This window comes from Oceanibaculum nanhaiense, from assembly GCF_002148795.1.
GTDB lineage: Bacteria > Pseudomonadota > Alphaproteobacteria > Oceanibaculales > Oceanibaculaceae > Oceanibaculum > Oceanibaculum nanhaiense.
Genome location: NZ_MPOB01000002.1, coordinates 126,968 through 148,737 on the forward strand (window position 1 = coordinate 126,968; position 21,770 = coordinate 148,737).

Sequence of the window (21,770 nt, forward strand, 5' to 3'; positions counted from 1 at the left end):
AATGGCGAATTTTATGCTATATAAGTTCGCCCATAGCGATATATTGGTGTGAGGCAGATCGCCTACAGCCGGACGGCGCTGAAGGCCTTGCGACGGATGCCGGCGACCGAGGCCAGGCGCATCGTCGGCAAGATCGAGCAGTTTGCGGAATCGCCGGAAAGCCTGGCCAACAATGTGGCGGCACTGGCGGGATCACCCTTCATTCGCCTCCGGGTGGGGGACTGGCGGGTCATCATGGACGACCGGGGCGTTGTGCTGGATATCCTTGATATCGGGCCGCGCGGCGGAATTTACGCTTAGGAGGCGGCCATGCAGAAGATCGTTACGCCGGGCGGAGAAACGCTTGTGGTGCTGCCGCTCTCGGATTACGAGCGGTTGCTTGATGCTGCCGATATTGCGGTGGCGTCGAAGGTTCGCGGCGATATCGCGGCGGGCAGGGACGAGATGGTGCCGGCGGCGCTGGTGACGCGGCTGCTGGCCGGGGAGAATCCGGTGCGGGTCTGGCGGCGGCATCGCGGCCTGACCGGGCGGGCGCTGGCCGCGTCTGCCGGGATTGGCGCCGCCTATCTGTCGGAGATCGAGACCGGCCGCAAGGAAGGCAGCCTTGCCGTCATGAAGCGCCTTGCCGAAGTGCTGTCGGTCGACCTCGACGATCTGGTGTAGCGGCTACTTCCCCTTTTCCAGATCGCGGCTGCCGAACCACCAGATGACCGACGCCGTGGTGGCATAGACCAGCATCTCGACGATGCGGCGGCGGTCCTCGTCGCTGTAGAGTTCGAAGAACACGAAACCGGTCAGGCCGATCAGCAGCAGCGTCAGCGCCGGGCGCACGAGGCGCAATATGTTGACCACCCACAGGCTGGCGCGGCCATAGCTGCGGTCATGATCGTAGGAGGCGGTGCGCAAATCGCGCGCCGTTGTCAGCTCCGCGATCAGCCGTTCATTCTCCCACTCCGCATTCTTCGCCTCCATCTGCAGCAGGTGCAGCCGCTCGGCATGGGCGAGTTCCAGCTCCAGCGTGCGGCGGCGCTCGCGCGCCTCCAGGATGCGGATGCCGGCTGACGCCACGAGGCCCAGCAACCCGGTTGCCCCGCCGGTCAGGATCGAGGTGAAGAAGCTCAGTATGTCCATGACTTGTCTCCCCTTTGGCCCCACTGTCTCGCCGGCCCGCAATCGACATGCAGGAAGCTGGAATAGAAGCCGAAGCCGGTGAAACCCGCCGCCCGCGCCACTTCCAGCATTTCCGCCCGGTCGTGGCCGCGCAGCGCGATGTCGAAGGCGTCGCCCGCCTTGTGGCGGCTCAAGGGGGCGCCGCCGACCCGGGCATTGTGGACGGGATCGCGGTAGGCCGAGGTGACGATCACCGGCCGGCGCAGCGCATCGCGCAGCGCCTGAAGCCGGTCGAGTGCGTCGGGCGCGATCAGGATCGAGCCGTCGCCCCGGCTGGCGATCTCGGCAGGCGCGAAATCCGGCCAGCGCCACAGCCTCTCCGGCACCTGCGACCAGTGCGCGAAGAAGCTCACGGCAGGCCGCCCCCGAAACCGCTGCCCAGCAGCTTGCCGAAGGCGGCGCCGATGGCCGCCGCCGCGCCGCCGAGCAGCAGCAGGATTTTCCAGCCGCCGCGCGCCTCGGCCAGCACGCTGCGGATCGCCTTCACATCCAGCTTCAGTTCCGCCATATCCTCGCGGCTGTCGCGCATCTGCTGTTCCAGCGTCACCAGACGCTCGCGTTCGTCGCGTGTCATGGGAGACCTCGCTTTCCTGTCGATTCGTGTTAGGGATTTCTGCCCGCCACCCGGAGCCGCGCCCGTGCCGAGAATTCTGCCGATCCTGATGTGCCTCCTCGCGCTCGCTGGCTGCGCCTCGAAACCGGAGGACCAGCCGGTGCGCTACGAGATGAAACCCTGCCTCGCCGCGCTGCGCGCCGCCTTGCCGGAGGCGCGCGACGTCCGTTTCGATCCCTCGGAACTCACCCATCGCGGCGGCGACTGGACGGTGCTGGCCGAGGCGGTCTCGCCGGATGGCAGCTTCCGGCGCGCCTGGCGCTGCGATTTCAGGGATGGCGTGTTCCTCTCCGCCGCCTGGCTCGACAAGGCGGAGTAGGGGCTAGCTCAGCCTTTCCTCCAACTCCAGCTCGGTGCCGAAGCGCTGGAAGGCGCGGTGGGCGACCGGCCGCAGGCTCCGCAGCCGGGCGATGAACACCCGCTCGGCGCGGAATTCGGTATCGTCGGGATCGGCGACGGCCAGCACCTCGCCGGACGGACCGGCAACGCGCTGCAGCTCCAGATGCACGCGGTAGGCTTCCTGCGCGCTCTGATGCTCGATGGGGTAGCTGGCGATTCGCAGCCGGGCACGGTCCTCGAAGCGCGCCGTGCCGTCCTGCGCGCGGGCGATGCGGGCCTCGGCCTCGATGCCCAGCGCCGCCCCATATTCGTAATTCACCGACAGGCGCACCGCCGGCCCCAGCCACAGCCGGGCGAGGTCGAGGAAGCCGTCGGGGCTGGCCTGATCGTCCAGGTCGAAGCGCCAGTAGCGCGCCGCCACGTCCGGTGGCGTGGCCAGCATCACGGCAGCATAACCCTCGCGCCGCCAATTGCCCTGCCAGACATCCAGCCAGCCGGAATCGTAGGCAATGGGGCCAAGCTGCAGGGCGAGGCTGGCGCTGGCGCCCGTCAGTTCGGTATCGGTCAGCCGCCGGCCATAGAGCTGCACGCGGGCGAGATGCCCGTCGAGAGTCTCTCCGTTTGGGCGGTTCCCGAGATCGAGGCCGGTAAAGGCGGGCAGGGCGCCCGGCGTGCCCGTTACAACCGCAGCGCCATCGGCGGTGGCAGCAACATCCCCCGCAGCAAAGGCAATCCCGGCCATGGATGCGGTATCGGCGGCGGGGCTGCCGGTGGACAGCGCGGCCTGCTCGGCCCCGCCGGCGATGATCGAGCCCAGCCGCGCCCCGCTGGCGCCGTGGCGCAGCTCGATGCCATTGTCCGCCGTGCCGTCATTCAGCCCGGCAATGGCGACCGATCCGGTGCGCCGGCTGCGATAGGCGGCCAGAAGGGTGCCTTCCGGCAAACTCATATCAAGCGCTAGTCTGGCGCTGTCGGCGGCGCGGGTGGCCGGTCCGCCGGATGTGGGGATATAGCTGCTGGCATCCGGCCCTGCCTCGGCCTGCGCGCCCCAGACCAGCATCCCGCTGGTGCCATCGCCCTCGTAGCTGCCGCCGGGATTCAACAGCCGGCAGGCGGCGAGGTAGCTTGTCTCCCCGACGATGGAACCCGTCAGCGCGCAACGCGCCCAGCCCCCGGCCAGCGGGATGATCCGCGCCGACAGCGCCGTGCCGGCCCCGCCCTGCGCGGTGCTGGCGCTGCCGGCGGCAAGGTCGAATGTGCCTTGGGCATAATCGCCGCCGCTGGACAGCAGCAGGGCGAGGCGCGTGCGCCCGGCCGGTTTTACGAACAGGCTGAGCGTCACGATCGTACCCTCGGCCACGGTGACGGATTGCGTTATCTGGTGGAAGCCGGTGCTGCCATCCTCGCGCAGCAGGGCGGCATCCTGGGTGCCGTCCGGCGCCGTCCCGCCGCTGGCGACGATGCTGCCCTGCTTCGTCCACACCGCCTCGCCGAAGCCGGCGGAGCGGGCGAGCAGGTTGGTCCGTTCGCCCTCGATCAGGAAGCCGCGCGGCGTGCCGCTGGCCGGGTCATGGTCCTGCCGCCGCCCGTAACGCGCAGCCAGGCTCTCCAGCCGCCAGGCGATGGTAGGGCTGCCGCTGCCAGCGACGCTGTCGATGGCGAGGCGGATCGCGCCGCTTGCCCGGTCGAAGGTCAGCAGCGTGCCGCCCAGAGAGCGGCCGGCATCCTCCGGGTCGGCCAGCCTGACTGCCTCGCCGACCCAGAAGTCGCGGTCCTTCTGCTGAAGCACCAATTCCAGCGTGCCGGGCGGATCGAACCCGTCGAGGTTGATTGTCAGCGGCTCGGTCAGGCCATAGCCCTGCAGCAGGCCGGTGCGGTCGAACCGGGTGGCGAGGCTGGACCGCGCAAAGGCGATGCGCGGATCCTCCGGCCCATAGCTGGTGAAATCGAGGTCGAGCAGCGGGCCTGTCAGGCGGGCATCGTCGCTGGCGCGCACGCGGTAGCGCGCCGAGCCCAGCGGGCAACCGGCAGCGGGTGCCGCCACCGCGCCGAACAGCGCGGCCAGGCCGATGGTCCTGGCCTCGCTCAGATCGGCCACAATGGCCGTATCGGCAGGCCGGTTGCCCAGCGTGCGTGCCGCCTTCGACAGACGGTCATCCGCCAGCGCCGCCTGCGGCAGCGCCGTTGCCCAGCGCCCGCCGCTTAGGTCCGCGCGGTCAGCCTCGTTCACCCAGCCCAGGATCATGTTCGCCATGGTCGGTCCGTTCCGGTTGCAAGAAAAGGGGGGAGTGGGGGGAGGGGATGAACCTCACCCCCAGGCCTGCAGGGTGATGCGGTCGGCCTCATAATCCTCCTCCACCCCCAGCAGGATCAGTGGCCGGCCTTCCGCATAATCGAGGAAGCACTCGTCGCGGTAGGCGATCTCGTCGCCCAGCCAGGGCGCGCCGGCCGCGAAATAGGCGGCGACCGGCAGCTCGAACTCGATCAGGTCGCGGCGCACGCCATGCAGCGCCAGCAGCCGGTCGGCCTCCGCCGCCGCATCCGCCGGCTCTTCCAGCAGCGTCATCCGGCGCAGCTCCTCCGACAGCGGGTGCGCGGTTAGCACCGAAGGATCGGCAGCGGCCACGGTGCGGTATTCCTCGGACAGGAAGGCGCGGCGTTCGGCCGGCACCGACCCGGCAAGCTGGTCGCCCTGCTGCACCAGCCAGTTGCGCCGCCAGCCCAGCACCACGCGGTGGTTCGGCAGGCCACGCCCGGCATCGTTGGTGGTAAGGCGGCGCGGATTGGCCGCGACCGACCGGTCGAACGAGGCCACCGGATTGCCCGTGGGCGCTTCCAGCCGCCTGACTGCCAGCCGCCCGTTGCGGGTGAAGTACCAGAAACCGCCAATGCTCTCACAGATCAGATCGAAGGCTTCGGCGATACTCATCTCGCGGTCGATGAACAGGCCGAGGCCGATGCCCGAAGTAGCCTCGTTGAGAGTCTGGAAACTGGCATGGTCGAGATCGAGGAAATCCACCAGCTCGGAGCGGGTGACGGCGATGGTGCGCAGCATGTCGGCGGGCTGTGCGGTATAGCTGGATGGGTGCGGCGTGCCGCCGGTGACGATGCCATTCTTCGCTACGCTGCCCAGCTCGATCTGCGCGCCCCAGGCATAAATCGCCGCCGCATTGCCCAGGCTGAAGATACCGGGCGAGACGGTTGAGCCGGAGACGGTCTCGGTGATGGTGAATCGCCGCCAGCTTTCGTCCAGCGTGATTTCCTGCTTGGTAGCATCCTCGATGCCCATGCCCAGCGTCACGGTGCCGACCACGCTGCGCAGATAGATAGAGAAGGTATAGGGCTGGCCGGCGGTCACGCTGACGCTCTGGCGGAAGCCGGCGCCTTCCTCGGCGGGAATGTCGATGCGCTCGGCGGTCGCGCCGCCATTCGGGCCGGTGATGACGTCGTTTGCGACCGCCACGCCGCTATCCTTCACCCAGGCCGGGTTCATGAACTGCTCCGACCACAGGAACAGATTTTCCAGCCGCTCGCCGGAGATTTTGGCGGTGATGGTACCGGCCGGGCTGCCGCCCAGCGTGACATACCCCTCGGTTACATCCTCGCGGTACTGGCCAGCGGCGGGCGTGCCGGTCACTTTCGACAGTGGCGCGCCCCGGTCGTAGAGTTCGTCCACTGAGAAGATCGAGCCGTCATGCGCGCCATAGCGCAGCGCTGCCGTGTTCAAGGGCGCCAGCGGCACATTGTGGCACAGGCCATAGCACAGCAGCTTCGGCCGGCCCTTGATGTCGTCCGCCGTGCCCTCATTGCCGGTCGCACCGCTGTTCGTGCCCGCATAGGTTTCGCGCTGGATCGGCACCTCGAACTCCGCCTGCCGGTCGCGCAGGAACAGGTGCACATGCAAATCGCGCCATTCCGCCTGTTCCGCCGTGCCGGCGAAGATCAGTTCGAATTCATGGAAGCGTCCGCCAGCCCGAGCGTCAGAAGATCCGCGATAGAGCCGGAAGGGCCGCCCGTCCCAGCCCGCCCCGGCATAGCGGTCGAAGAAGCGGTCGGCATTGTTCAGCACGATCTCGCCCGCGCCGGTGGTGGAGCGCCCGCCGGTGCGGCCCGATCCGAAGGCATGGGCGGAAAAGCCGGGCGGGCTGACGATCAGCGGCAGGAACGCGACATCGGGCAGTGCCGGGTCGTCGGGCGCGGTGCGGTACGGGCCGGTCGCCAGGCGCAGTGTCTCCACCGCGCCGTTCTGGTACAGCGCGATCTCGGCCAGATACAGGATCGGCATGGGATGTTCCTGTGGTGGGGGGAGGGATCACCCCGCCGCGATGACGCGGCCGAGGGACTGGCGGATGGCGCTCATCTCGGCGCGCAGGCTGGCGAGGTCGGCGCGGGCCTGTTCGGCCTCGCGGGCCTGCTGGCGGCGCAGGGCTGCGACCTCGCTTGTGGTCTCTCGGGCAGCCTCATCTTCCCCGGAGGACGGCGCCAGCAACCGGCGCGTCTCCCCGGCGGTGAACAGCCGGGCCGGGCCGGTCGCCTCCAGCTCCGGTCCCTGCTCGCCGACGAGGCGCAAGCCCCCGGCATGCCAGCCGCCATGGGCAAAATTCGGCGTACCGCCGGCCGCGATGATGGCGGCGCGGTAGGACTCAGCGAAGGCGCTGTCCTGATCGATGCGGTCGCGCACCGTGCCGCCGCCGGATGTCGTCTGGCCGAGGCCGGCGAGGATGGCGTCGCGGGTCGAGCGCGTCAGGCCGATTTCCGCCATATATTCGCCCGAGGAGGCACTCTCGCCATAGCTGCCGGGAAGGTAGGCGACGCCGCCCGAACTGGCTGAACTCCCGCCACCGCCCCCACCGCCGGCACTGGCGCCGAGCCCGGCGATCAGCCCCTGCAGGATGGCGGGCAGCTGCGCCAGGCTGGTGGCGAGGACCTGCTGGCCGGTCAGCATCTGGCGCAGCGTGTCGGTCTGGGTCCGCAGGCTGGAAAGCTGGCCCTCGGCAATGGCGAGCTGGCGGCTGGCCAGGCTCTCGGTCGCCTGCAGCACGCCGCTCACCCGTTCGAAATCGGCGAAGTAATCGGCGGAGCTGGCATGGTAGGCGCGGCTGGCTTCCAGCAGCCGGCGGCTGAGCTCCGGCAGCTCCCCGATGGCGGCGCTGTCGCCCAGCTGCGCGCGGGCGGCGACATCGTCGAACTGGCGGCGTGCCTCGGTCAGCCGGTCGGCGGGTGACAGCGGCGACAGCTCGGCATCGGTCAGCAGCGACAGGCGCGTGCGGGCGAGATTGTCGGCCATGCGCCGCCAGTCCGACGCCTGATCCTCCATCGCGCGCAGATACTCTTCGGCCGCAGCCAGCTGGGCATCGGCATAGGCGCGCTGCGCCGCGGTCAGCCGCAGGGCCGTGCCCTCCGCCGTCTGGCCAAGGGCCGCCAGTGCCGATTCAGCGGCGCGCAGCACCGGGATGTTCGTCTCGACCGTGGCGTAATAGTCGATGACCGCGCGCAAGCTGCCGGCATCGAGGCCGGACAGCGCCTGCGCCAGCCCGTCATCGCGGACATGGCGCAGATCGGCCAGCACGGTATCGAGGTCGATCAGCCCCTTCGCCGCCAGATCCTCGGCGCTGCCGCGCAGCTCGCGGAAACGGGCGATCACCTGGTCCAGCGCGTCGGGGATGCCGTCCGCCGCGCGCCGCGCCGCGTCGGCGAAATTGCGCGCGGTGAGCTGTTCCAGCGTCACGGCGCTGCCGGTCATCGCCTCGCTAAGCTCCTCCACAAGCGCGGCGACCAGCCCCTCGGCATCGGCGAAGCTGCCGCTGGCCAGCGGGTCGGGCCGGGCGGAGGCCGGCTTGCCATAGAGGTCTTCCTCGGTGCGGTAGAGCCAGAAGCGGTTGCCGTCGCGCCCGCCGGTGGCGAGGTCGAGATAGAGATCGTCGGGCAGCGGCAGCTTGAGGCCGCGCGTCACCTCGGACAGCGCGCCCATCACCAGCCCCTGCAGCGCGTCGCGGGCCTGCCGGGTTTCGGCATTGGCGCCATCCTCGGTCGGGCGCAGCGTGCCGGAGACCATGCCTTGCAGCGAGGCGGTATGGTCGCTGGGCTTGCCGCCGAACAGCCCGCCCAGCAGGAAGGGCAGGGCGATGCCCGCCACCGGCAGCGCCAGCGACAGGGCGGAGCCCAGCCCTGCCAGAGAACCGCCGGCCAGCGAGCCCGCCGTGGCGATGCCGGCATTGCTCATGCCGCCGGCAACGGCGGAGACGCCCAGGCTGGTGGCAGTCGCCCCGCCGCCGAGGCCCACGGCCGTCGCGCCGAACAGGGAGGGCAGGGCGGATGACAACAGGTCGCCGCCGACCAGCGAGCGGCCCAGCCCCAGCAGGTCAGTGAGGCCGGGACCAGACCCGCCCAGCCTGTCCGTCACCCCGGCGGCGGCGCTGCCGGACAGGCCCATGAGCGAGCCGAGCCCCGCCACCACCGGCACCACCACGGGCCGGGCGATGGCCAGTGCGGCCAGTTCTCCCAGCAGCCGCGCGAAGGCGGACTTCAGGTGGTCGGCCAGGTCGCCGAAGCGCAGCCGTCCTTCGCGGAAGATCACCGTGAAGGCGTCGGAAAAGCCGCGCTGGATGCCCTCGGCGGCGGTACGCAGCGCCTCGGTCATCGGCCGGCTGCGGCGCTCCAGCTCGGCCAACTGGCCGGAAATGCCGCCGATCTGGCCGCTCAGCCGTTGCAGGGCGGGCTGCTGCCGGTCGGCACTCTCGCCGATTTCCGCCAGCGAGCGGGACAGCGTGCGCAACCCGCGCTCGGCGGGCAGAATGTCGAGCGCGATCTCGATGGTTTTCTGCATCGCTATTCCCTTTCCAATGCCCGGTCGATGGCGGCCTCGACGAATCCCGCCGGCGCCTGCCGGGAGGAGCCCGCATTCAGCCGCCCGACATAGGGCACATCGTTGCGGATGCCCGCCTCCGTCAGGTGCCAGCCGTCGCGTGCCCGCCCGGTCTCGACCGGGGTGGCGGCGCGCAGCTCTTGCAGCAGATGCGTGGCGAGGTGGTCGCTTGTTTCGGTTATCGCCGCTGCCAGATCGGCCTCGGTCTCATCGAGTCCGGTGACGGTCAGGCGCATCTCTGCCGCTCCTCGATATGGGCGAGCCAGGCGGCATCCAACGCCGCGATCAGGACGGCGAACGCCTCGAAGTCCTCGCCCGCGATGCCGTGCCGCTGCGCCCAGGCATCCAGCGCCGTCCAGGGGATCGGGCCCAGCCCGCCCATGCCGGCAGGCCGGCAGCTGCCCAACTCGGCGAAGGCGTCGAGATACCAGCCGAGGCCGGGGGCGAGCGCCGGTTCGTCCAGCACCGCCGCCGGCAAATCCGCGCCACGCTCGGCGGCGGCCTCGGCCAGCCAGTCCGCCCGGCTGCCCCAGTCCAGCCGCCAGCGCAGCGCGGTGCTCAGTTTTTTGCCGTCTCCGCCAGCTCCGCGGCGCGGAAATTGGCCGCCTTCTGCGCCTGTTCCTGAATGTCGCGGAACAGCTCCGGCAGGTCGGTCAGCAGTTGCGCCGCCGCGCTGGCGGTGAAGGCGATGTCCTGCCCGTCGCGGTCCCGGATACCCTGCCAGCCCAGCAGCACGGTCTCGGCATAGACTTCCGCCAGCAGCTTCTCCGCCACCGCCTCGTCCAGCGTGCCGGCCTGCATCTGCCGGCGATAGGGGCGGAGTTTCGCTTCCAGCGCGCGGGCGAAACCCTTGTTGGCGCCGCCGGCGCGGCGGATGGTGATGCGGCCGAACGCGCCATAGTCCAGCACCAGCCCCTCCTCGGCCTCGGCCTTCGGGTCGGTCGCGAACAGATCGTAGATCGAGTGCATGGGGGTTCCTTTGGGGGAGTGGGAAGGAAGGGCTACGCCGCGAAGCGGTGGAAGGCGGCGGCGAAGCCTTCGCCGGGGTGGCGGATCGCCTCGAAGGACAGCCGCGCCATCACATCCTCGTTCGGGCCGGACGCCATGACATCGGCGTCGGTGAAGCGCAGCCGCGGCAAATCGAGGATCAGCGCATTGCCCGCACTGTCGGCCAACCGCACGGACAGCGCCGAATCGCTGCCATCGAGGAATTTCTGATAGAGCGCGCGGTTGCCGAAATAGGTCTCGATCTGCCCGGTCGCCTGGAACTGGCCGAGGCCGATGCCGGCCGCGCCGAAGCTGCCCACCGCCATCTGCTCGCGCAGATTGTTGGCGAGGTTCAGCGAGAGCGAGCGCGCGAAATTCGGTCCCGCCAGCTCCGCCCCGCCCTCGCGGATCGAGGCGACATTGCGGGTCGCGTTCAGCACGGATGACGCTGGCGACTCCGTCACGCTGGCGGCGATGCTGGCCCCGGCGACGGCGGCGTCGCGGCCGATCACGCCGAAGCTGGCGGTGGCGATCTGCCCGGCCTGGATGGTCAGCCGGGCGCCGGTCAGCAGGCAGCCGCGATAGGCGAAATATTCGCCGACATCGGTGAGGCCGCGCTCCAGCGTGAAGCTGTGCGGGGTCACGCCGTTGCGGATGGTCGCGGCATCGATGCCGATGGTCGCGCCCGCCGCTTCGTTTGCCGCCGGGGCGGGGCTGACCGCGATCTCATCGGTCTCCACCGCAATCACGCGGAAGAAGCCGTTATTGCCGGCAGTGGCGAATCCCGTCACGCGCACCCACTGGCCTTGCGTCATACCCTCCGCGACGAAGTCGGTGAGGCTGGAGGTAAAACGCCCGCCGCTGGCATCGGCGGCGATGTCGTCGCCGGAGATGTCGACCGCCTGCCAGTCATCGGCGAACAGGGCCGCCATCAGGAAATCGTCGGCGGACCCATAGCTCAGCTCCATGCCGATATCGCCGGAGACCGAGGCGCCGACCTGCGGGATGTCGGCGACCATGCGGTCGGGCCGGATCTCGTTGGAGCGCGCAGTGCGCAGCTGGTATTTCAGGCTCTCGCCGGTGATGCGCAGCGCGGTCATCGCCGGGCTTGCCGGGGTCTCGCCCCACACGCTCTCGCGTACGCTGCGCAGGGAAACGCGGTTGGAATCCGCCATCGCTGGCCCTCCTTCAGGGATAAGAAAAGGGCCGCCGAAAGGGCGACCCGGTCGGGTGTCAATTGAGAGGTTGCTGTACCTTTCCCGATGGGCGTCAGGCGGTTAGGCTGGCCCCTCAAGACCGAAGAACGAGGAACCGCCCGCATGACCCTGCATATCGGAATTGTCGGCTGCTCGGCGGAAGGCGCGGCCCTGTGCTACCGCACCATCTGCGCCGAGGGCGCCGCCCTGCTCGGCCCGCACGCCCATCCGGAAGTCAGCATGCACACGCCGCCCTTGTCCGACTATGTCGTGCATCTGGAGCGCGGCAACATGCAGGGCGTGGCTGACCTGATGCTGGCCTCGGCGGAGAAGCTGGCGCGCATCGGTGCCGATTTCCTGCTGACCCCGGACAACACGATCCATCAGGCGTTCGATCTGGTGGCAAAGCGCTCGCCGCTGCCCTGGCTGCATATTGCCGAGACGGTGGCCGACGAGGCCGTGGCACGTGGGTTTAAGAAGCTCGCCCTGACCGGCACGCGCTGGCTGACCGACAGCGATGTCTATCCCGTAGCGCTGGGCAAACGCGGCCTCGACTGCGTGAAGCCCACCGTGGCGGAGCGCGATGAGATCATGCGCGTGATCATGGACGATCTGGTCTATGGCCGCTTCACCGAGGCCGGCGTCAAGGTGTTCCAGCGCATCATCGGGCGGCTGAAGCAGGAGGAAGGCTGCGACGCCGTCATCCTCGGCTGCACCGAAATCCCGCTCATCATCGATGACGGCAATTCGCCGCTGCCGACGCTCGATTCCACCCGGCTGCTCGCCCGCGCCGCGCTGCGACGGGCGGTTGGGTCTGCAAAAGAGAAGAACTCCTCACTCTGACCGTCACCCCCGCACTTGTTGCGGGGGTCCAAGGTTCAGCCTGCTCGATCAGCATCCAGTGAGCGGAAGCATGGACCCCCGGCACCCAGTGGGACTAGGGGCCGGGGGTGACGGACTGAGGAGAGGGCGAGGGGAGTATAACCTCACACGCTCTCATCCGCCTGGAACGGCACGGTGATGAGGGTAAGCCGCCAGCCATGGCCGTCGGCGCCGGTCTCGGTGATGTCGGCGGCGGCGAAACTCACGGGGCCGATAGTGCTCTCCAAACTGCGTCCCTCGAAAAGCGCCGCCGCGCGGTCGGCGAGGCCGGCGGCCTCGGAGGGGCCGCTATTCGCCGGCACGAAGAGTTGCAGCCGCACCTGCCCGCGCCGCCGGAAAATCCGTCCCTCCGGCGCGCCCAGCGTTACCTGCCGGCCGGTCGAGCCGCTGACCGAGATTCGCAGCCAGGGGCCGCGCGCGGCGGCATCGTAGGTCAGATTGTCCCAGGCCAGCGGAGTCTCGCTCCAGCTCGCGGCGGCATGCGCCTCGATGCTGCTTCGGATCGCTTCCAGGCTCATCGCCGCACCTGCAGCCGCCAGGCGATGGCGGTGTCGCCGGGTTTGATCGCGCCGACATGCACGATGGACCATTCCACCTCCTCCAGCAGCAGGACGGAGCCCGCCTCCGGCACCACCGGCAGCGCTTCGGCGGCGACCAGCACGATCCGATCACCGCGCCGGACCAGACTGTTATCCAGCGGGCCGGGGCTGGCCTCCTGCACCACGCCGGTGACGGCGTAATCGGTGGCGGCGGTTACGGTCGCCCCGGTCAGCGGATCGAAGGACGGCACCAGCCGGCGATAGGTGAGGCTGGCGCCCTTCTCCGCGATCAGCCGCAGCGCGCTCTGCGCCATCCGGTCGTAGAAGCCCATGGGATGATCCTCCTAGGCGCGGTCGAGCGGCTCCGGCGGGCGGATGAGGCCGGCCAGCATGCGCTCGATGGCGGGGTGGCGGGGAAGCGCAGAGGCGCCGGGGGCATAGGCGATCTCCACCTCCCCCGCCTTCTCGCGCAGCGGCTGGCCGCCGGGCGCGATATCGGGGGCGAGCGGCCCGTCCAGCGCGCGCAGGGCCAGTTCGGCACAGGCGCGGCGCAGCAGAGCCGGCACCAGGCTCTGCACCACGCCTTCCTCGTCGCGGGCATCGCGGCGCGGCCAGGCCAGCGGCTGCGACGGGTGGTTGCGCTGGCCCTTCCAGCGGAAGCCGCTGTCGAGATGCTCGGTTGCAGCGAGGATGGCGGCGATGCGGGCCGCCTCATCCGCTTCCGCCCAGACCGGCCGGTCGCGCAGCGCGTGATGCGCGTTGGCGAAATCCAGATCGATATAGGCGTTGGCGGCGGGGTTGTCCCCGCCGCCCAGCTCGACGACCAAACTCATGGGCAAACTCATGGCTTACGCCAGCGGCCGGCGCAGGCGCACCGCGAGGTTGCCGTCCAGCACGGTCAGCCCGTACAGCACATCGAGCGCGACATAGTTGGTCGCGGTGTCGCCGTCATACCACATGCGGGCGCGTAAGGAGAGGCCGGTCACCGGGTCGGTGACGCTCTCGATCTGCGCGCCGCGCCCGTCGCCGGTGGCCGGCAGCGGGGCCAGCACGAGCGCCGCGAAATTGCGGTGGAACATCAGATTGGCGCTGAAGCTGCCGGCCGCGCTGCCGGTCCCGTCCTCGAAGCTGACGACCGCGCCATTGGCATAGTCCGCGGCGGCGGCGGGATGGATCGAAAGCGTGCCGGAGCCATCGGCAAGCGTGGCGTCCTCGGTGACGACATAGCGCTGGGCATGGCCCTCGATGACGAAGCTGTCGCCGGTCTTCACCGTGGCGCCGCTGGCGAAGCCGTCCACCGCGAGGCTGGCGGCGCCCTGCGATACCGCGCCATCCAGCACGCCATCGGTATCGCTGCCGGCGGAGATCAGCGTGCCGGCGGCATGGGCGCGGACATTCTGGTTCACGAAGATCTCCGCGCCGAACCGGGTGCCCAGGCTGCCGCGCAGCAGCGCATCCTGGTTCGCCGTGCCGCCGGTGACCAGCGCTGCGTGGAAGATGTCGAGGCCGAGGAAATCCTGCTCGATGGCGGGATCGACCATCAGATGCAGATTACCGTCATCGACCGGCACCAGCAGCTCGCGCAGGCGGCGGCGCGGCGATGTCACCCAGCCGGCCCCGGCGCTGCCGGTCACGTCCACCGCCCAGGGCACGAAGCGGTACAGGCCGCACAGATCCTGGTCGATCGAATCGGCCAGCGCATAGGCGGCCGGGCGCAGATGATCGTCGATGATGCGCTCCGACGCATAGGCGAGGTCGCGGTCGCTGACGGCGAATTTCACCTCCTTGTGGCGGTCGAGGCGGATCGGCACCGTGCCGGCGTCGATATCCTGCGCCGTGGTGCCGCTGCCCGGCGCATGGTCCTGCGCGGCGAAGCTGGACGGCACCGGCACGTTCACCGTGTCGCCGAGGCCGTAGCTGGCGCGCTCCGCCTCGTAGCCGCGATAGACGCGGCTGGCGAGGCCCAGCGCCTTTTCCAGCTGGATCAGCGCTTCCTGCGCGAAGAAGGTGGCGTTATAGGCGCCAAGCGAATTGGCCATGGGCTGTATCTCCTGTTGAGGGGCGGTGTGGTTTGGGGGGCTCCGGTCATGCGGTTCCCCCTCACCCAGCTCCGGCTAGCTCGCTTTCGCTCACAAGCCTGCGCAACCCTCTCCCCCCCTTTGGCAAACGGTAGCTGATGGCGATGGGTCGCCATCAGCGGGGGGCGAGGGAACGATAAGGAGCGGGTGCAAAAAAATCCCTCGCCCCGGAAGGGGAGAGGCCAGCAGACGTTCAAAGAAATCCCTCGCCTCGGAAGGGGAGAGGGATGCGGAGGGTTGGCGCGTCAGCGCCTTACCCGAAGCTGGGTGAGGGGAGAAACACCCCCTACCCCAGGATCGCCAGCGGCAGGCCGGTGCGCGACGCGGCCTCGCGGGCGGCGCGGTAGCGCGCCGGGTCGCGCGCCTGGGCGCGGGTCAGGGTGATGCCGCCGGACAGCGCTGTGGCGACCACGCCGGCCGCCCCGCCGCCGGAGGAATCCGGCCACCAGCCGGGATGGTCCGTGCGCTGGGAATCCAGCCAGGCGGCAAGGTCGGCGGCCTCGCCGGTGGCAAGCTCGACCGGCTGTCCCTCGCCATCGACGGCGTGGCTCTCGGCGGCCAGCGCCAGCGCGTCGGCCACGGCGTCGGGCCGAAGGCCCGCCACGTGCGCGGCGGCGCGGAAGGCGGCCTCCAGCGCCAGATAGGCGGCGCGGCCCTGCGCTTCCGCCAGCGCGGCGCGGGTCTCGGCCAGCGCGCTCTGCAGCGCCTCGGTATTCTCGAAGTCGGTCTCGGTCATGCGGGGATCTCCGGCTGTTCGGTTTCGATCAGGCGCTGTTCCTCGGCGAAGTCGCGGCCGGGCGGCAGGACCTCGCCATCGCGCAGATTGTCGTAGAGCGTGCGCCGGCTGATCGCACCCTTCTGCCAGCTTTCCACCAGCGCCAGGATGTCGGGGGCGGTGAGCCGAGCCTCGACGAAATCGCGGTTCAGCCGGACAGTCACAGAGTCCGGCTCCAGCCCCTGCCACCAGGCGAGATGGCGCAGCGCCTGGGTCAGGCCGCGCCCGACCGTCTCGGCCAGGATCGACAGCGACGATGCCTCCGCCGCGCCGCGCAGCCGCACCGCCTCCGCCGTTTCGGCGGCGCGCTTCGGCGCTTCCAGCAGCCGGGCGCCGAGCTGCACCATGCGCGCCTCCTTGTCCAGCATCGCCTGGCGCAGTGCTTCCAGCCCGGCGCCGGTGAACTCCAGCATGCCGACGCTGCAGCCCTCCGGCAGGTGCCAGATCGTGCCGCTGCCGATGGCAGTCGGGCGTTCGCGCGCCTCCAGCCGCCCGGCGATCCAGGGGGTGGGCTGGCCGGTCAGGAACAGCGACTGTTCGTAATCGGCGGAATTGCGGTAATGCGCCAGGTTCATGCTGGCGAGGTCGGCCAGCGACGGTTTCTCGACGGCGGGCGACAGGCTGCGCGATCCCACGAAGCTGAAGGGAATGAAATCGAGCGGCGTCCCGGCGCGGGTCGGGCGGTGCTCTTGCGTGATCTCGTAAGTGCCCGCCTGCCGCGACTTGCGCCGCCACAGCCGCACGCGATACTGCCCGGAGGCATCGAGCAGCAGCTCGCGGCAGCGTTCCATATCCTCGCGCAGCACCAGCCTTGTGAGGCGCTGGCGGCCCTGCAGCGGGGCCGTCTCCCAGTTCAGGATCGATTCGGCGGGGTAGGCGGCGAGATAGGGCGCGCCCTCGGCATCGGCAGGGCGGTCCGCCAGCAGCCCGGCGCGGCCGGTCAGCAGCGCCTCGCGCGTGACCGACTGGGCCAGACCCTCGAACGGGCCGCCATCGGCCGCGATGCTGTCGAGCTGCCGCGCCAGCGCGTCGGGCGCTTCCACCACCGGCGGATGCCGGAAGATGGCGCCGGCCAGCCCGTTCAGCGTGCGTTCGGTCGCCCCATACCAGACGGCGCGGGCGAGATAGGCGCGGTAGGCGCGCTCGCTCTGCCCGCCGGGGCGCGGCAGGTATTCTTGCCGCCTCGCCTTGACCGCATCCTCGCCGGCGGCGCAGTCGCGCATCCGCGCCCACAGCGCAGAGGCGGCCAGATGCTCGGGATGCGGATCGGTGATCGGCATGGGCGTCCTTTCGAGTGGGGTGATGATTGCCGCGCGGCCTCTGACAGTGCCTCAATAAAACCCTTCCAGTTCCGCCGAGCCGGCGAGACCGGGGCGGAGCATCAGGTCGGAGAGCGCCCAGACCAGCGCGTCGAGCCGGTCGGGCGAGCCGCTGCCCTGATAGCCTTCCCGCGCGAAGGCGGCCATCTGCGCCTCCAGCAGCGCCAGGCCGGGCAGATGCTTCACCCGGCCCTGCTCGTAGAGTGCTGCCACCGGCTCGGCGCGGATGCGCTTGCCGTGGCTGGCCGTCACCAGCGTGACCGGCACGCCGGGATCGACGGTGGATATGACATGGCCGACCATGGCGCCGCCGAAATTACGCTCGGCGATCAGCCGGTCGGCCCGGAACTCGCGGTAGGCGGCGATGGCCGCGCGGCCCCATTCGGCGGGGCTCATCTGGCCCGACCGGTCGGCCAGCACATGGGCGATGCCCTCGGTGTCGCGCCCGGCGACGAGGATGCCGGTCTCGTCCGAGGTGTCGCCCGAGCCGCTGCCAGCACTCCCTGACGGATCGACCGCGACGACGATGCGCACGAGATCGGGCGCGGCTGCTTCCTGCGCGGCTTCCAGCAGGGAGGCCGGCCACAGCGCGCCCGGCACATCCTCCAGCAGCACGCCGTCGATCTCCTGCCGGCCGAGCCGCGTGCCGTCATATCGGCGCAGCACCTCGGCCAGGAAGCCGGGGGCGAGGTTGGCTTCATTGTCGCGGGTCGAACCGCGCGTCACCACCGTTGCCGGATCGGTCAGGATCGGCTTCAGCCAGGGGCGTGGGCGCGGCGTGGTGGTGGCGACACAGCGCGGGTCGGCCCCCAGTCGCAGCGCGAACATCAGATTGTCCCAGGCCGAGGGATGGCGCCATTTCGCCAGCTCGTCGGCCCAGGCGGCATCGAATTGCGGGCCGCGCAGCTGTTCCGGGTCGTCGGCGCTGAAGGCGGTGGCGATGGCGCCGTTCGGCCAGGTGAGGCGGCGCAGCGAGGGCTGCCAGAGCGGCCGGTTCCAGGGTGGCGATATCGCCAGCAACCCGCTTTCCCCCTCCACCATCACCTGCCTAGCATCGGCCAGCGTCTCGCCGACCAGCGCGATGCGTTTCACCCGGCCGGTATCGACACGGGCACGCACCCATTCCGCCCCGGCGCGGGTCTTGCCGAAGCCGCGCCCGGCGAGGATCAGCCAGATCCGCCAGCGCCCGGCGGGCGGCAATTGCGCGGCGCGCGCCCAGAACCGCCAATCATGCAGCAGGCGGATCGCCTCCTCCCCGCTCAGCCCGGTCAGGATCGTCTTCCGCGTTTCCGCCGGCAGCGAGGCGATCGAATCGGCGTTCCAGCGCGGCGCGGGCGGCCTGCTCGGCATCGTCACTGTCTCCCTCGGTGGCGGGCGGGGTTTCACTATTGCGTTCGCGGAAGCGTTCGGGCCGGTGCGCGCGCAGCAGGAACATCAGCAGCGCGTCGGAATAGCGTTTCACCGTGCCGGCGACCTGGCCCTGGTGGAAATGCGGGTGTTCCACACCCTCAACGGCGCGGCGGCGGGCCTCGGCTTCCAGCGCATCCACGGCGGCGTCCAGCGCTTCCTGCCATTGGCGGCGGAAATCGGCATCGGCGCCGCGCCACTGATAGGCGGTGCGACGGTCCAGCTTCGCCAGCCGGCAGGCCGCCGACACATTGCCGGTATCGGCCAGATGATCGAGAAAGCGCCGCATCCGGCGCCGCGCGGTCGGGCTCGGTTCAGGCATCGGGGCTCTCGGGTGGTGGTAAGGAAACCCTCTCCCCTTGCGGGAGAGGGTGGACGCGCAGCGTCCGGGTGAGGGGGTTTCGTCAGTGCGATTACCCCTCACCCAGCCTCGCCTAATTCGCTCTCGCTCATAAGGCTCGACAACCCTCTCCCGCAAGGGGAGAGGGAGTACAAGAGGAAGGCGGAAAACGCAAAAACGCCCGCCTTTTGGGCGGGCGCTTCAACTCTCAGCGTGTCACAATTTATGCCGGATTTTCGAAAGTCCGGAAACCCGTCCGTACTTACTTCGTGAAAAAAATCGCTGGCTGACGGGACCGCGGCGGGGAGGACTAATCGGCGAACAGGACCAGCGAGTAATCGCCGACTTCCCTGAAGCCCAGCGAGACATAGGCGCGCAGCGCCGGCCAGTTGGACCGCCCGGTGAACAGCACGGCGCGGCGCTTGCCGTTCTCATGCGCGGCCTGCAGCGCGCCGGCCACGCAATAGCGCGCGAAGCCGTTGGAGCGCAGCAGCGGCGGGGTCCACACGCCGCCGATCTGCACCATGTCCGCGGTCACCGCGTTGAACGCGGCATAGGCGACCGGCTTGTCCTCGCACAGCAGCACCCAATTATGGTTGTCGCTGGTGAAGCGCAGGATTTCCTCCTTCGCCTGGCGGCGCAGCGCCGGCGTGTCCTCGGCGCCGAGTTGGTCGATGGCATAGGCGACGCGCCATTCGATCAGCAGGTTCAGCTCGCTTTCCAGCGGCTGCCGGCAGGTCACCACGCCGCGCTTCAGCGGGTCCGGCACCTGCAGCTTGGCGAGATCGACGGCGTACATCCGCTCGTCGCTGTCGAGCCGCGTCTGGCGTCCGTCCATGCCGAGCGCCGTCCGCGCCGAGACGACCTGCGCGCGCGGCCCGGCGAAGCCGCGTACCGGCCTGCCGCCGGCCTCCACTGCTGCCCGGGCCAGCTTCGCGGAATCCAGCTCGGGATCGTGCGAGGGCACCTGCAGCACCACCAGCCCGTTCCAGTACTGCGCCGCCACGCCGCGGATCTCGCCATTGTCGTTGCGGGCCACGGCATAGGCGCCCTGGAAGGGCTGGTCGCCATTCACCAGGCCGGAGCGCGCCAGATTGGAACGCAGGAACATGGAGCTGTCGGCATGCTTCGCGAGGAAGCCATCGATGGCCGCCGCCATGCTGGCCGAAGCATCCGTCTTTTCCGAAGCTGCGTAGGTGTCGATCTCTATGACCATAGGGACTCGTCCGTTGGCTGCTTGCGTTTTGTCCTGGGGACAATTCGAGGCTGCAATAATTGGCAATCTAAGCGCCCGCACACCAGCATGGACACGTGCTTCCTTACAGGAGGCAGGTATTCCGCCAGCGCAACGCCTTCGATTTATCCTTAGGGAATATCGGGTTATTACGTTAATGCGCCGGTGATGGCAAGGCGTTCATTTGCCGTTCAGCCGCCGGGCGATCTCGTCCAGCAGCCGGTCATGGGCCCGTTTCAGCGTCACATGGCTGCGTCCGTCCAGATCCTCCAGCCGCCGCCAGGGCACGCCCATCGCCCGTGCCCAGAGCAGCCGGCGTCCGTCATTTTCGACCCAGAACAACCAGCCCAGCGTCTCGTCCATCCGGCTGATCGCCTCGGGCGATGGCGCGGCGGGGCGGGTGCGCGCCGCCTCGTAGCCATAGGCTGTCGCCGCCGACTGCACAACATCCGGCCAGGCGGTAAGGCGCGCCCGGATCCGTGCCGAGGGCAGACGGCGCAGCGTGTCGGCGGCCTCCGCGAGACGGGCCTTCACCAGCTCGGGCGTCCACAGGTCGGGCGTGTAGAGGGGGGCGGTCATGGCGATCTCCTACCGGCAGGCGCGTTCGATCAGCGGGGCAACGCCGGGATAGCGGATCGGCGCCTGGCCGGCGCTGGCCCGCACAAGGTTGGCGGCGGCGACGATGCGGCGCAGGTCTGCCGGTCGCCCGTCGAGCAGGAAGGCGCCGTGGCGCAGCACGGCGGTGCGGCCATCCAGCGTGCGGAAGGCCAGCTTCAGCGGCTCCGGCACTTCGGTGGCTTCAGCCTCCGCCTCGGCGCGGGCGGCGAGGTCGCGGCGCAGCGCCTGCAGCTTCACCCGGTTATTGTGGCGCAGCCGGCGGGCCTGCTGTTCGGTAAGCCCGTAATCGGCGGCCAGCTCCGCATCGCTGGCACCCTCGGCGGCCTCGGCCAGCAGCCGGTCCCGCGTGACGGGATCGAGCAGCGGCTTTCCCTTGCCACCCCCAACCGCGCCGCGCCGCACGACCACGGTGATGCGCTGCGCTTGACCGGGAGGGTGGATCGTATAGGCTTTCATATTCATGTTTTGTTCTCTTTACGGATGTAAAGTGCCTGTGGGTTCGACTGTTGGAGTCAGGCTAAGCCGAGTCGTCGATCCGATTCAAGAGGTGGTTTCTTACTTGATAGGAAAAATCCGTCTGGTATGCTGGCGGCCATGAAGCTCGACCCGGTGCGCCGTACCCTTATCCAGCTGATCGCGCTGCGCGATCCGCCGACCGACCTGAAAAAGGCGTCGCTGGCGATTGGCCGCAATCACGCCTATCTGCAGCAATTCATCCAGCGCGGCACGCCGCGCCGCCTGCCGGAGGAGGTGCGCCACGCGCTGGCCGCCTATCTGGGCGTGGCCGAATCGGCGCTGCGCGATCCGGAGGAAGGCGAGGCGGAGGCCGTGCCGATGCCCGCCTTCGATCTGTCCCGCTTCGAACTTCCGGGTGTGGCGGCGATCCCGGAGGTGAATGTCCGCGCCGCCGCCGGCGCCGGCGCGCTGGTCGAGGCGGAGGAGGATGGCGCGCGCTGGCATTTCCCGCTGGCCTGGCTGCGGCATGAGCTGAAGGCCCGGCCCGCCGACCTGCGCATCGTCACCATCGATGGCGATTCGATGGAGCCGGTGCTGATGAGCGGCGACAAGGTGCTGATCGATCTGTCGCGCACGGTGCCGTCGCCGCCCGGCATCTTCGTGCTGCATGACGGCATGGGGCTGCTGGCCAAGCAGCTGGAGCGCTTGCCGAATACCGAGCGCCTGTCGATCCGCTCCGCCAACCCGCGCTACGATTCCTACGAACGCCCGGCCGAGGAAGTCACCATCATCGGCCGCGTGGTCTGGTTCGCCAGACGGCTGTAGGGGGTGAAGAGACATTTCAAAGAAACCCCTCGCCCCGGAAGGGGAGAGGCCCGAGCGGTTCTCTAAAATATCCCTCGCCCCGGAAGGGGAGAGGGATGCGGAAGCTTACGAACGAAATGAGTTAGCT

General features: G+C 69.5%; 26 protein-coding genes. 5 read left to right on the plus strand and 21 right to left on the minus strand.

Features of this window, described 5'->3' with window-relative positions; translation table 11 throughout:
* Positions 1 to 48 precede the first annotated feature (48 nt).
* Both BKM74_RS03680 and BKM74_RS03685 read left to right on the plus strand, forming a co-directional pair.
* Positions 49 to 300 carry a type II toxin-antitoxin system RelE family toxin gene (locus BKM74_RS03680; RefSeq protein WP_086464338.1) on the plus strand — a complete coding sequence of 84 codons (252 nt, stop codon included), beginning with the start codon at positions 49 to 51 and terminating at the stop codon, positions 298 to 300.
* Between the two features lie 9 nt (positions 301 to 309).
* Positions 310 to 663 (plus strand): helix-turn-helix domain-containing protein, encoded by a 354-nt coding sequence (locus BKM74_RS03685; protein WP_086464339.1) that lies wholly within the window; start codon positions 310 to 312, stop codon positions 661 to 663.
* Between the two features lie 3 nt (positions 664 to 666).
* Here the strand turns inward: BKM74_RS03685 and BKM74_RS03690 are convergent, their stop codons facing one another.
* From BKM74_RS03690 to BKM74_RS03700, 3 genes are read right to left on the minus strand one after another with little or no spacing between them, the layout of a single operon-like run.
* Entirely contained in the window at positions 667 to 1,131 is a 465-nt protein-coding gene (locus BKM74_RS03690; RefSeq protein WP_086464340.1) for a hypothetical protein, read from the minus strand.
* A complete protein-coding gene (locus BKM74_RS03695) occupies positions 1,119 to 1,523 on the minus strand; it encodes a D-Ala-D-Ala carboxypeptidase family metallohydrolase (RefSeq protein ID WP_086464341.1) in 405 nt (134 codons plus the stop codon). The genes BKM74_RS03690 and BKM74_RS03695 overlap by 13 nt, the downstream gene beginning before the upstream one ends.
* Entirely contained in the window at positions 1,520 to 1,744 is a 225-nt protein-coding gene (locus tag BKM74_RS03700; RefSeq protein ID WP_086464342.1) for a hypothetical protein, read from the minus strand. The genes BKM74_RS03695 and BKM74_RS03700 overlap by 4 nt, the downstream gene beginning before the upstream one ends.
* A gap of 64 nt (positions 1,745 to 1,808) precedes the next feature.
* Between BKM74_RS03700 and BKM74_RS03705 the strand changes: the two genes are divergently transcribed.
* On the plus strand, positions 1,809 to 2,102 hold the full coding sequence (locus BKM74_RS03705) for a hypothetical protein (RefSeq protein WP_140056011.1): 294 nt from the start codon (positions 1,809 to 1,811) through the stop codon (positions 2,100 to 2,102).
* A 3-nt stretch (positions 2,103 to 2,105) separates the two neighbouring features.
* Here BKM74_RS03705 and BKM74_RS03710 read toward each other — a convergent pair whose 3' ends face one another.
* From BKM74_RS03710 to BKM74_RS03740, 7 genes are read right to left on the minus strand one after another with little or no spacing between them, the layout of a single operon-like run.
* Positions 2,106 to 4,376, minus strand: coding sequence for a phage head spike fiber domain-containing protein (locus BKM74_RS03710; RefSeq protein WP_086464344.1), 2,271 nt, complete (start codon positions 4,374 to 4,376; stop codon positions 2,106 to 2,108).
* Positions 4,377 to 4,430: 54 nt separating this feature from the next.
* The gene (locus BKM74_RS03715) at positions 4,431 to 6,407 is read right to left on the minus strand and encodes a phage head spike fiber domain-containing protein (protein ID WP_086464345.1); all 1,977 of its coding nucleotides are present in this window, start codon (positions 6,405 to 6,407) and stop codon (positions 4,431 to 4,433) included.
* Between the two features lie 27 nt (positions 6,408 to 6,434).
* The gene (locus BKM74_RS03720) at positions 6,435 to 8,948 is read right to left on the minus strand and encodes a hypothetical protein (RefSeq protein WP_086464346.1); all 2,514 of its coding nucleotides are present in this window, start codon (positions 8,946 to 8,948) and stop codon (positions 6,435 to 6,437) included.
* Positions 8,949 to 8,950: 2 nt separating this feature from the next.
* A complete protein-coding gene (locus BKM74_RS03725) occupies positions 8,951 to 9,223 on the minus strand; it encodes a hypothetical protein (RefSeq protein WP_086464347.1) in 273 nt (90 codons plus the stop codon).
* Positions 9,214 to 9,549 (minus strand): phage tail assembly chaperone, encoded by a 336-nt coding sequence (locus BKM74_RS03730; RefSeq protein ID WP_456152409.1) that lies wholly within the window; start codon positions 9,547 to 9,549, stop codon positions 9,214 to 9,216. Before BKM74_RS03730 ends, BKM74_RS03725 begins: the two co-directional genes overlap by 10 nt.
* Complete coding sequence (locus BKM74_RS03735) at positions 9,546 to 9,956, minus strand: hypothetical protein (RefSeq protein WP_086464349.1); 411 nt, start codon at positions 9,954 to 9,956, stop codon at positions 9,546 to 9,548. Before BKM74_RS03735 ends, BKM74_RS03730 begins: the two co-directional genes overlap by 4 nt.
* Positions 9,957 to 9,988: 32 nt before the next feature.
* A complete protein-coding gene (locus BKM74_RS03740) occupies positions 9,989 to 11,149 on the minus strand; it encodes a phage tail tube protein (protein ID WP_086464350.1) in 1,161 nt (386 codons plus the stop codon).
* Positions 11,150 to 11,293: 144 nt separating this feature from the next.
* On the opposite strand from BKM74_RS03740, the gene BKM74_RS03745 reads away from it, so the two are divergent.
* Entirely contained in the window at positions 11,294 to 12,013 is a 720-nt protein-coding gene (locus tag BKM74_RS03745) for an aspartate/glutamate racemase family protein (protein WP_086464351.1), read from the plus strand.
* Between the two features lie 143 nt (positions 12,014 to 12,156).
* Here BKM74_RS03745 and BKM74_RS03750 read toward each other — a convergent pair whose 3' ends face one another.
* The 11 genes from BKM74_RS03750 to BKM74_RS03795 form a co-directional block, all read right to left on the minus strand.
* Complete coding sequence (locus BKM74_RS03750) at positions 12,157 to 12,570, minus strand: phage tail terminator-like protein (RefSeq protein WP_176342383.1); 414 nt, start codon at positions 12,568 to 12,570, stop codon at positions 12,157 to 12,159.
* Positions 12,567 to 12,923, minus strand: coding sequence for a hypothetical protein (locus BKM74_RS03755; protein ID WP_086464353.1), 357 nt, complete (start codon positions 12,921 to 12,923; stop codon positions 12,567 to 12,569). Before BKM74_RS03755 ends, BKM74_RS03750 begins: the two co-directional genes overlap by 4 nt.
* A 12-nt stretch (positions 12,924 to 12,935) precedes the next feature.
* Positions 12,936 to 13,424 (minus strand): DnaT-like ssDNA-binding protein, encoded by a 489-nt coding sequence (locus BKM74_RS03760; protein ID WP_086464354.1) that lies wholly within the window; start codon positions 13,422 to 13,424, stop codon positions 12,936 to 12,938.
* A 15-nt stretch (positions 13,425 to 13,439) separates the two neighbouring features.
* Positions 13,440 to 14,630, minus strand: coding sequence for a P22 phage major capsid protein family protein (locus tag BKM74_RS03765; RefSeq protein ID WP_086464355.1), 1,191 nt, complete (start codon positions 14,628 to 14,630; stop codon positions 13,440 to 13,442).
* Between the two features lie 325 nt (positions 14,631 to 14,955).
* The gene (locus tag BKM74_RS03770) at positions 14,956 to 15,405 is read right to left on the minus strand and encodes a hypothetical protein (RefSeq protein ID WP_086464356.1); all 450 of its coding nucleotides are present in this window, start codon (positions 15,403 to 15,405) and stop codon (positions 14,956 to 14,958) included.
* On the minus strand, positions 15,402 to 16,724 hold the full coding sequence (locus tag BKM74_RS03775; protein WP_086464357.1) for a DUF4055 domain-containing protein: 1,323 nt from the start codon (positions 16,722 to 16,724) through the stop codon (positions 15,402 to 15,404). The genes BKM74_RS03770 and BKM74_RS03775 overlap by 4 nt, the downstream gene beginning before the upstream one ends.
* 51 nt (positions 16,725 to 16,775) lie before the next feature.
* Positions 16,776 to 18,071, minus strand: a complete 1,296-nt coding sequence (locus BKM74_RS03780) for a DNA-packaging protein (RefSeq protein WP_245825815.1) — start codon at positions 18,069 to 18,071, stop codon at positions 16,776 to 16,778.
* Positions 17,992 to 18,492 carry a hypothetical protein gene (locus tag BKM74_RS18925; RefSeq protein ID WP_245825782.1) on the minus strand — a complete coding sequence of 167 codons (501 nt, stop codon included), beginning with the start codon at positions 18,490 to 18,492 and terminating at the stop codon, positions 17,992 to 17,994. Before BKM74_RS18925 ends, BKM74_RS03780 begins: the two co-directional genes overlap by 80 nt.
* A gap of 328 nt (positions 18,493 to 18,820) precedes the next feature.
* A complete protein-coding gene (locus BKM74_RS03785; RefSeq protein ID WP_086464359.1) occupies positions 18,821 to 19,726 on the minus strand; it encodes a GNAT family N-acetyltransferase in 906 nt (301 codons plus the stop codon).
* Between the two features lie 198 nt (positions 19,727 to 19,924).
* Entirely contained in the window at positions 19,925 to 20,323 is a 399-nt protein-coding gene (locus BKM74_RS03790; protein ID WP_086464360.1) for a DUF6362 family protein, read from the minus strand.
* A 9-nt stretch (positions 20,324 to 20,332) separates the two neighbouring features.
* Positions 20,333 to 20,824, minus strand: coding sequence for a hypothetical protein (locus BKM74_RS03795; RefSeq protein ID WP_086464361.1), 492 nt, complete (start codon positions 20,822 to 20,824; stop codon positions 20,333 to 20,335).
* A gap of 120 nt (positions 20,825 to 20,944) precedes the next feature.
* Between BKM74_RS03795 and BKM74_RS03800 the strand changes: the two genes are divergently transcribed.
* Positions 20,945 to 21,643: a S24 family peptidase gene (locus BKM74_RS03800; protein WP_086464362.1), complete on the plus strand. Its 699-nt coding sequence runs from the start codon at positions 20,945 to 20,947 to the stop codon at positions 21,641 to 21,643.
* Positions 21,644 to 21,770 lie beyond the last annotated feature (127 nt).

What these genes read in the sequence shown, in the direction of transcription:
- BKM74_RS03685 (WP_086464339.1), top strand. Translation starts at nt 310, where the DNA reads ATGCAGAAGATCGTTACGCCGGGCGGAGAAACGCTTGTGGTGCTGCCG.
- BKM74_RS03690 (WP_086464340.1), bottom strand. Translation starts at nt 1,131, where the DNA reads ATGGACATACTGAGCTTCTTCACCTCGATCCTGACCGGCGGGGCAACC.
- BKM74_RS03700 (WP_086464342.1), bottom strand. Translation starts at nt 1,744, where the DNA reads ATGACACGCGACGAACGCGAGCGTCTGGTGACGCTGGAACAGCAGATG.
- BKM74_RS03710 (WP_086464344.1), bottom strand. Translation starts at nt 4,376, where the DNA reads ATGGCGAACATGATCCTGGGCTGGGTGAACGAGGCTGACCGCGCGGAC.
- BKM74_RS03715 (WP_086464345.1), bottom strand. Translation starts at nt 6,407, where the DNA reads ATGCCGATCCTGTATCTGGCCGAGATCGCGCTGTACCAGAACGGCGCG.
- BKM74_RS03720 (WP_086464346.1), bottom strand. Translation starts at nt 8,948, where the DNA reads ATGCAGAAAACCATCGAGATCGCGCTCGACATTCTGCCCGCCGAGCGC.
- BKM74_RS03725 (WP_086464347.1), bottom strand. Translation starts at nt 9,223, where the DNA reads ATGCGCCTGACCGTCACCGGACTCGATGAGACCGAGGCCGATCTGGCA.
- BKM74_RS03735 (WP_086464349.1), bottom strand. Translation starts at nt 9,956, where the DNA reads ATGCACTCGATCTACGATCTGTTCGCGACCGACCCGAAGGCCGAGGCC.
- BKM74_RS03740 (WP_086464350.1), bottom strand. Translation starts at nt 11,149, where the DNA reads ATGGCGGATTCCAACCGCGTTTCCCTGCGCAGCGTACGCGAGAGCGTG.
- BKM74_RS03745 (WP_086464351.1), top strand. Translation starts at nt 11,294, where the DNA reads ATGACCCTGCATATCGGAATTGTCGGCTGCTCGGCGGAAGGCGCGGCC.
- BKM74_RS03750 (WP_176342383.1), bottom strand. Translation starts at nt 12,570, where the DNA reads ATGAGCCTGGAAGCGATCCGAAGCAGCATCGAGGCGCATGCCGCCGCG.
- BKM74_RS03755 (WP_086464353.1), bottom strand. Translation starts at nt 12,923, where the DNA reads ATGGGCTTCTACGACCGGATGGCGCAGAGCGCGCTGCGGCTGATCGCG.
- BKM74_RS03760 (WP_086464354.1), bottom strand. Translation starts at nt 13,424, where the DNA reads ATGAGTTTGGTCGTCGAGCTGGGCGGCGGGGACAACCCCGCCGCCAAC.
- BKM74_RS03765 (WP_086464355.1), bottom strand. Translation starts at nt 14,630, where the DNA reads ATGGCCAATTCGCTTGGCGCCTATAACGCCACCTTCTTCGCGCAGGAA.
- BKM74_RS03770 (WP_086464356.1), bottom strand. Translation starts at nt 15,405, where the DNA reads ATGACCGAGACCGACTTCGAGAATACCGAGGCGCTGCAGAGCGCGCTG.
- BKM74_RS03775 (WP_086464357.1), bottom strand. Translation starts at nt 16,724, where the DNA reads ATGCCGATCACCGATCCGCATCCCGAGCATCTGGCCGCCTCTGCGCTG.
- BKM74_RS18925 (WP_245825782.1), bottom strand. Translation starts at nt 18,492, where the DNA reads ATGCCTGAACCGAGCCCGACCGCGCGGCGCCGGATGCGGCGCTTTCTC.
- BKM74_RS03785 (WP_086464359.1), bottom strand. Translation starts at nt 19,726, where the DNA reads ATGGTCATAGAGATCGACACCTACGCAGCTTCGGAAAAGACGGATGCT.
- BKM74_RS03790 (WP_086464360.1), bottom strand. Translation starts at nt 20,323, where the DNA reads ATGACCGCCCCCCTCTACACGCCCGACCTGTGGACGCCCGAGCTGGTG.
- BKM74_RS03795 (WP_086464361.1), bottom strand. Translation starts at nt 20,824, where the DNA reads ATGAATATGAAAGCCTATACGATCCACCCTCCCGGTCAAGCGCAGCGC.
- BKM74_RS03800 (WP_086464362.1), top strand. Translation starts at nt 20,945, where the DNA reads ATGCTGGCGGCCATGAAGCTCGACCCGGTGCGCCGTACCCTTATCCAG.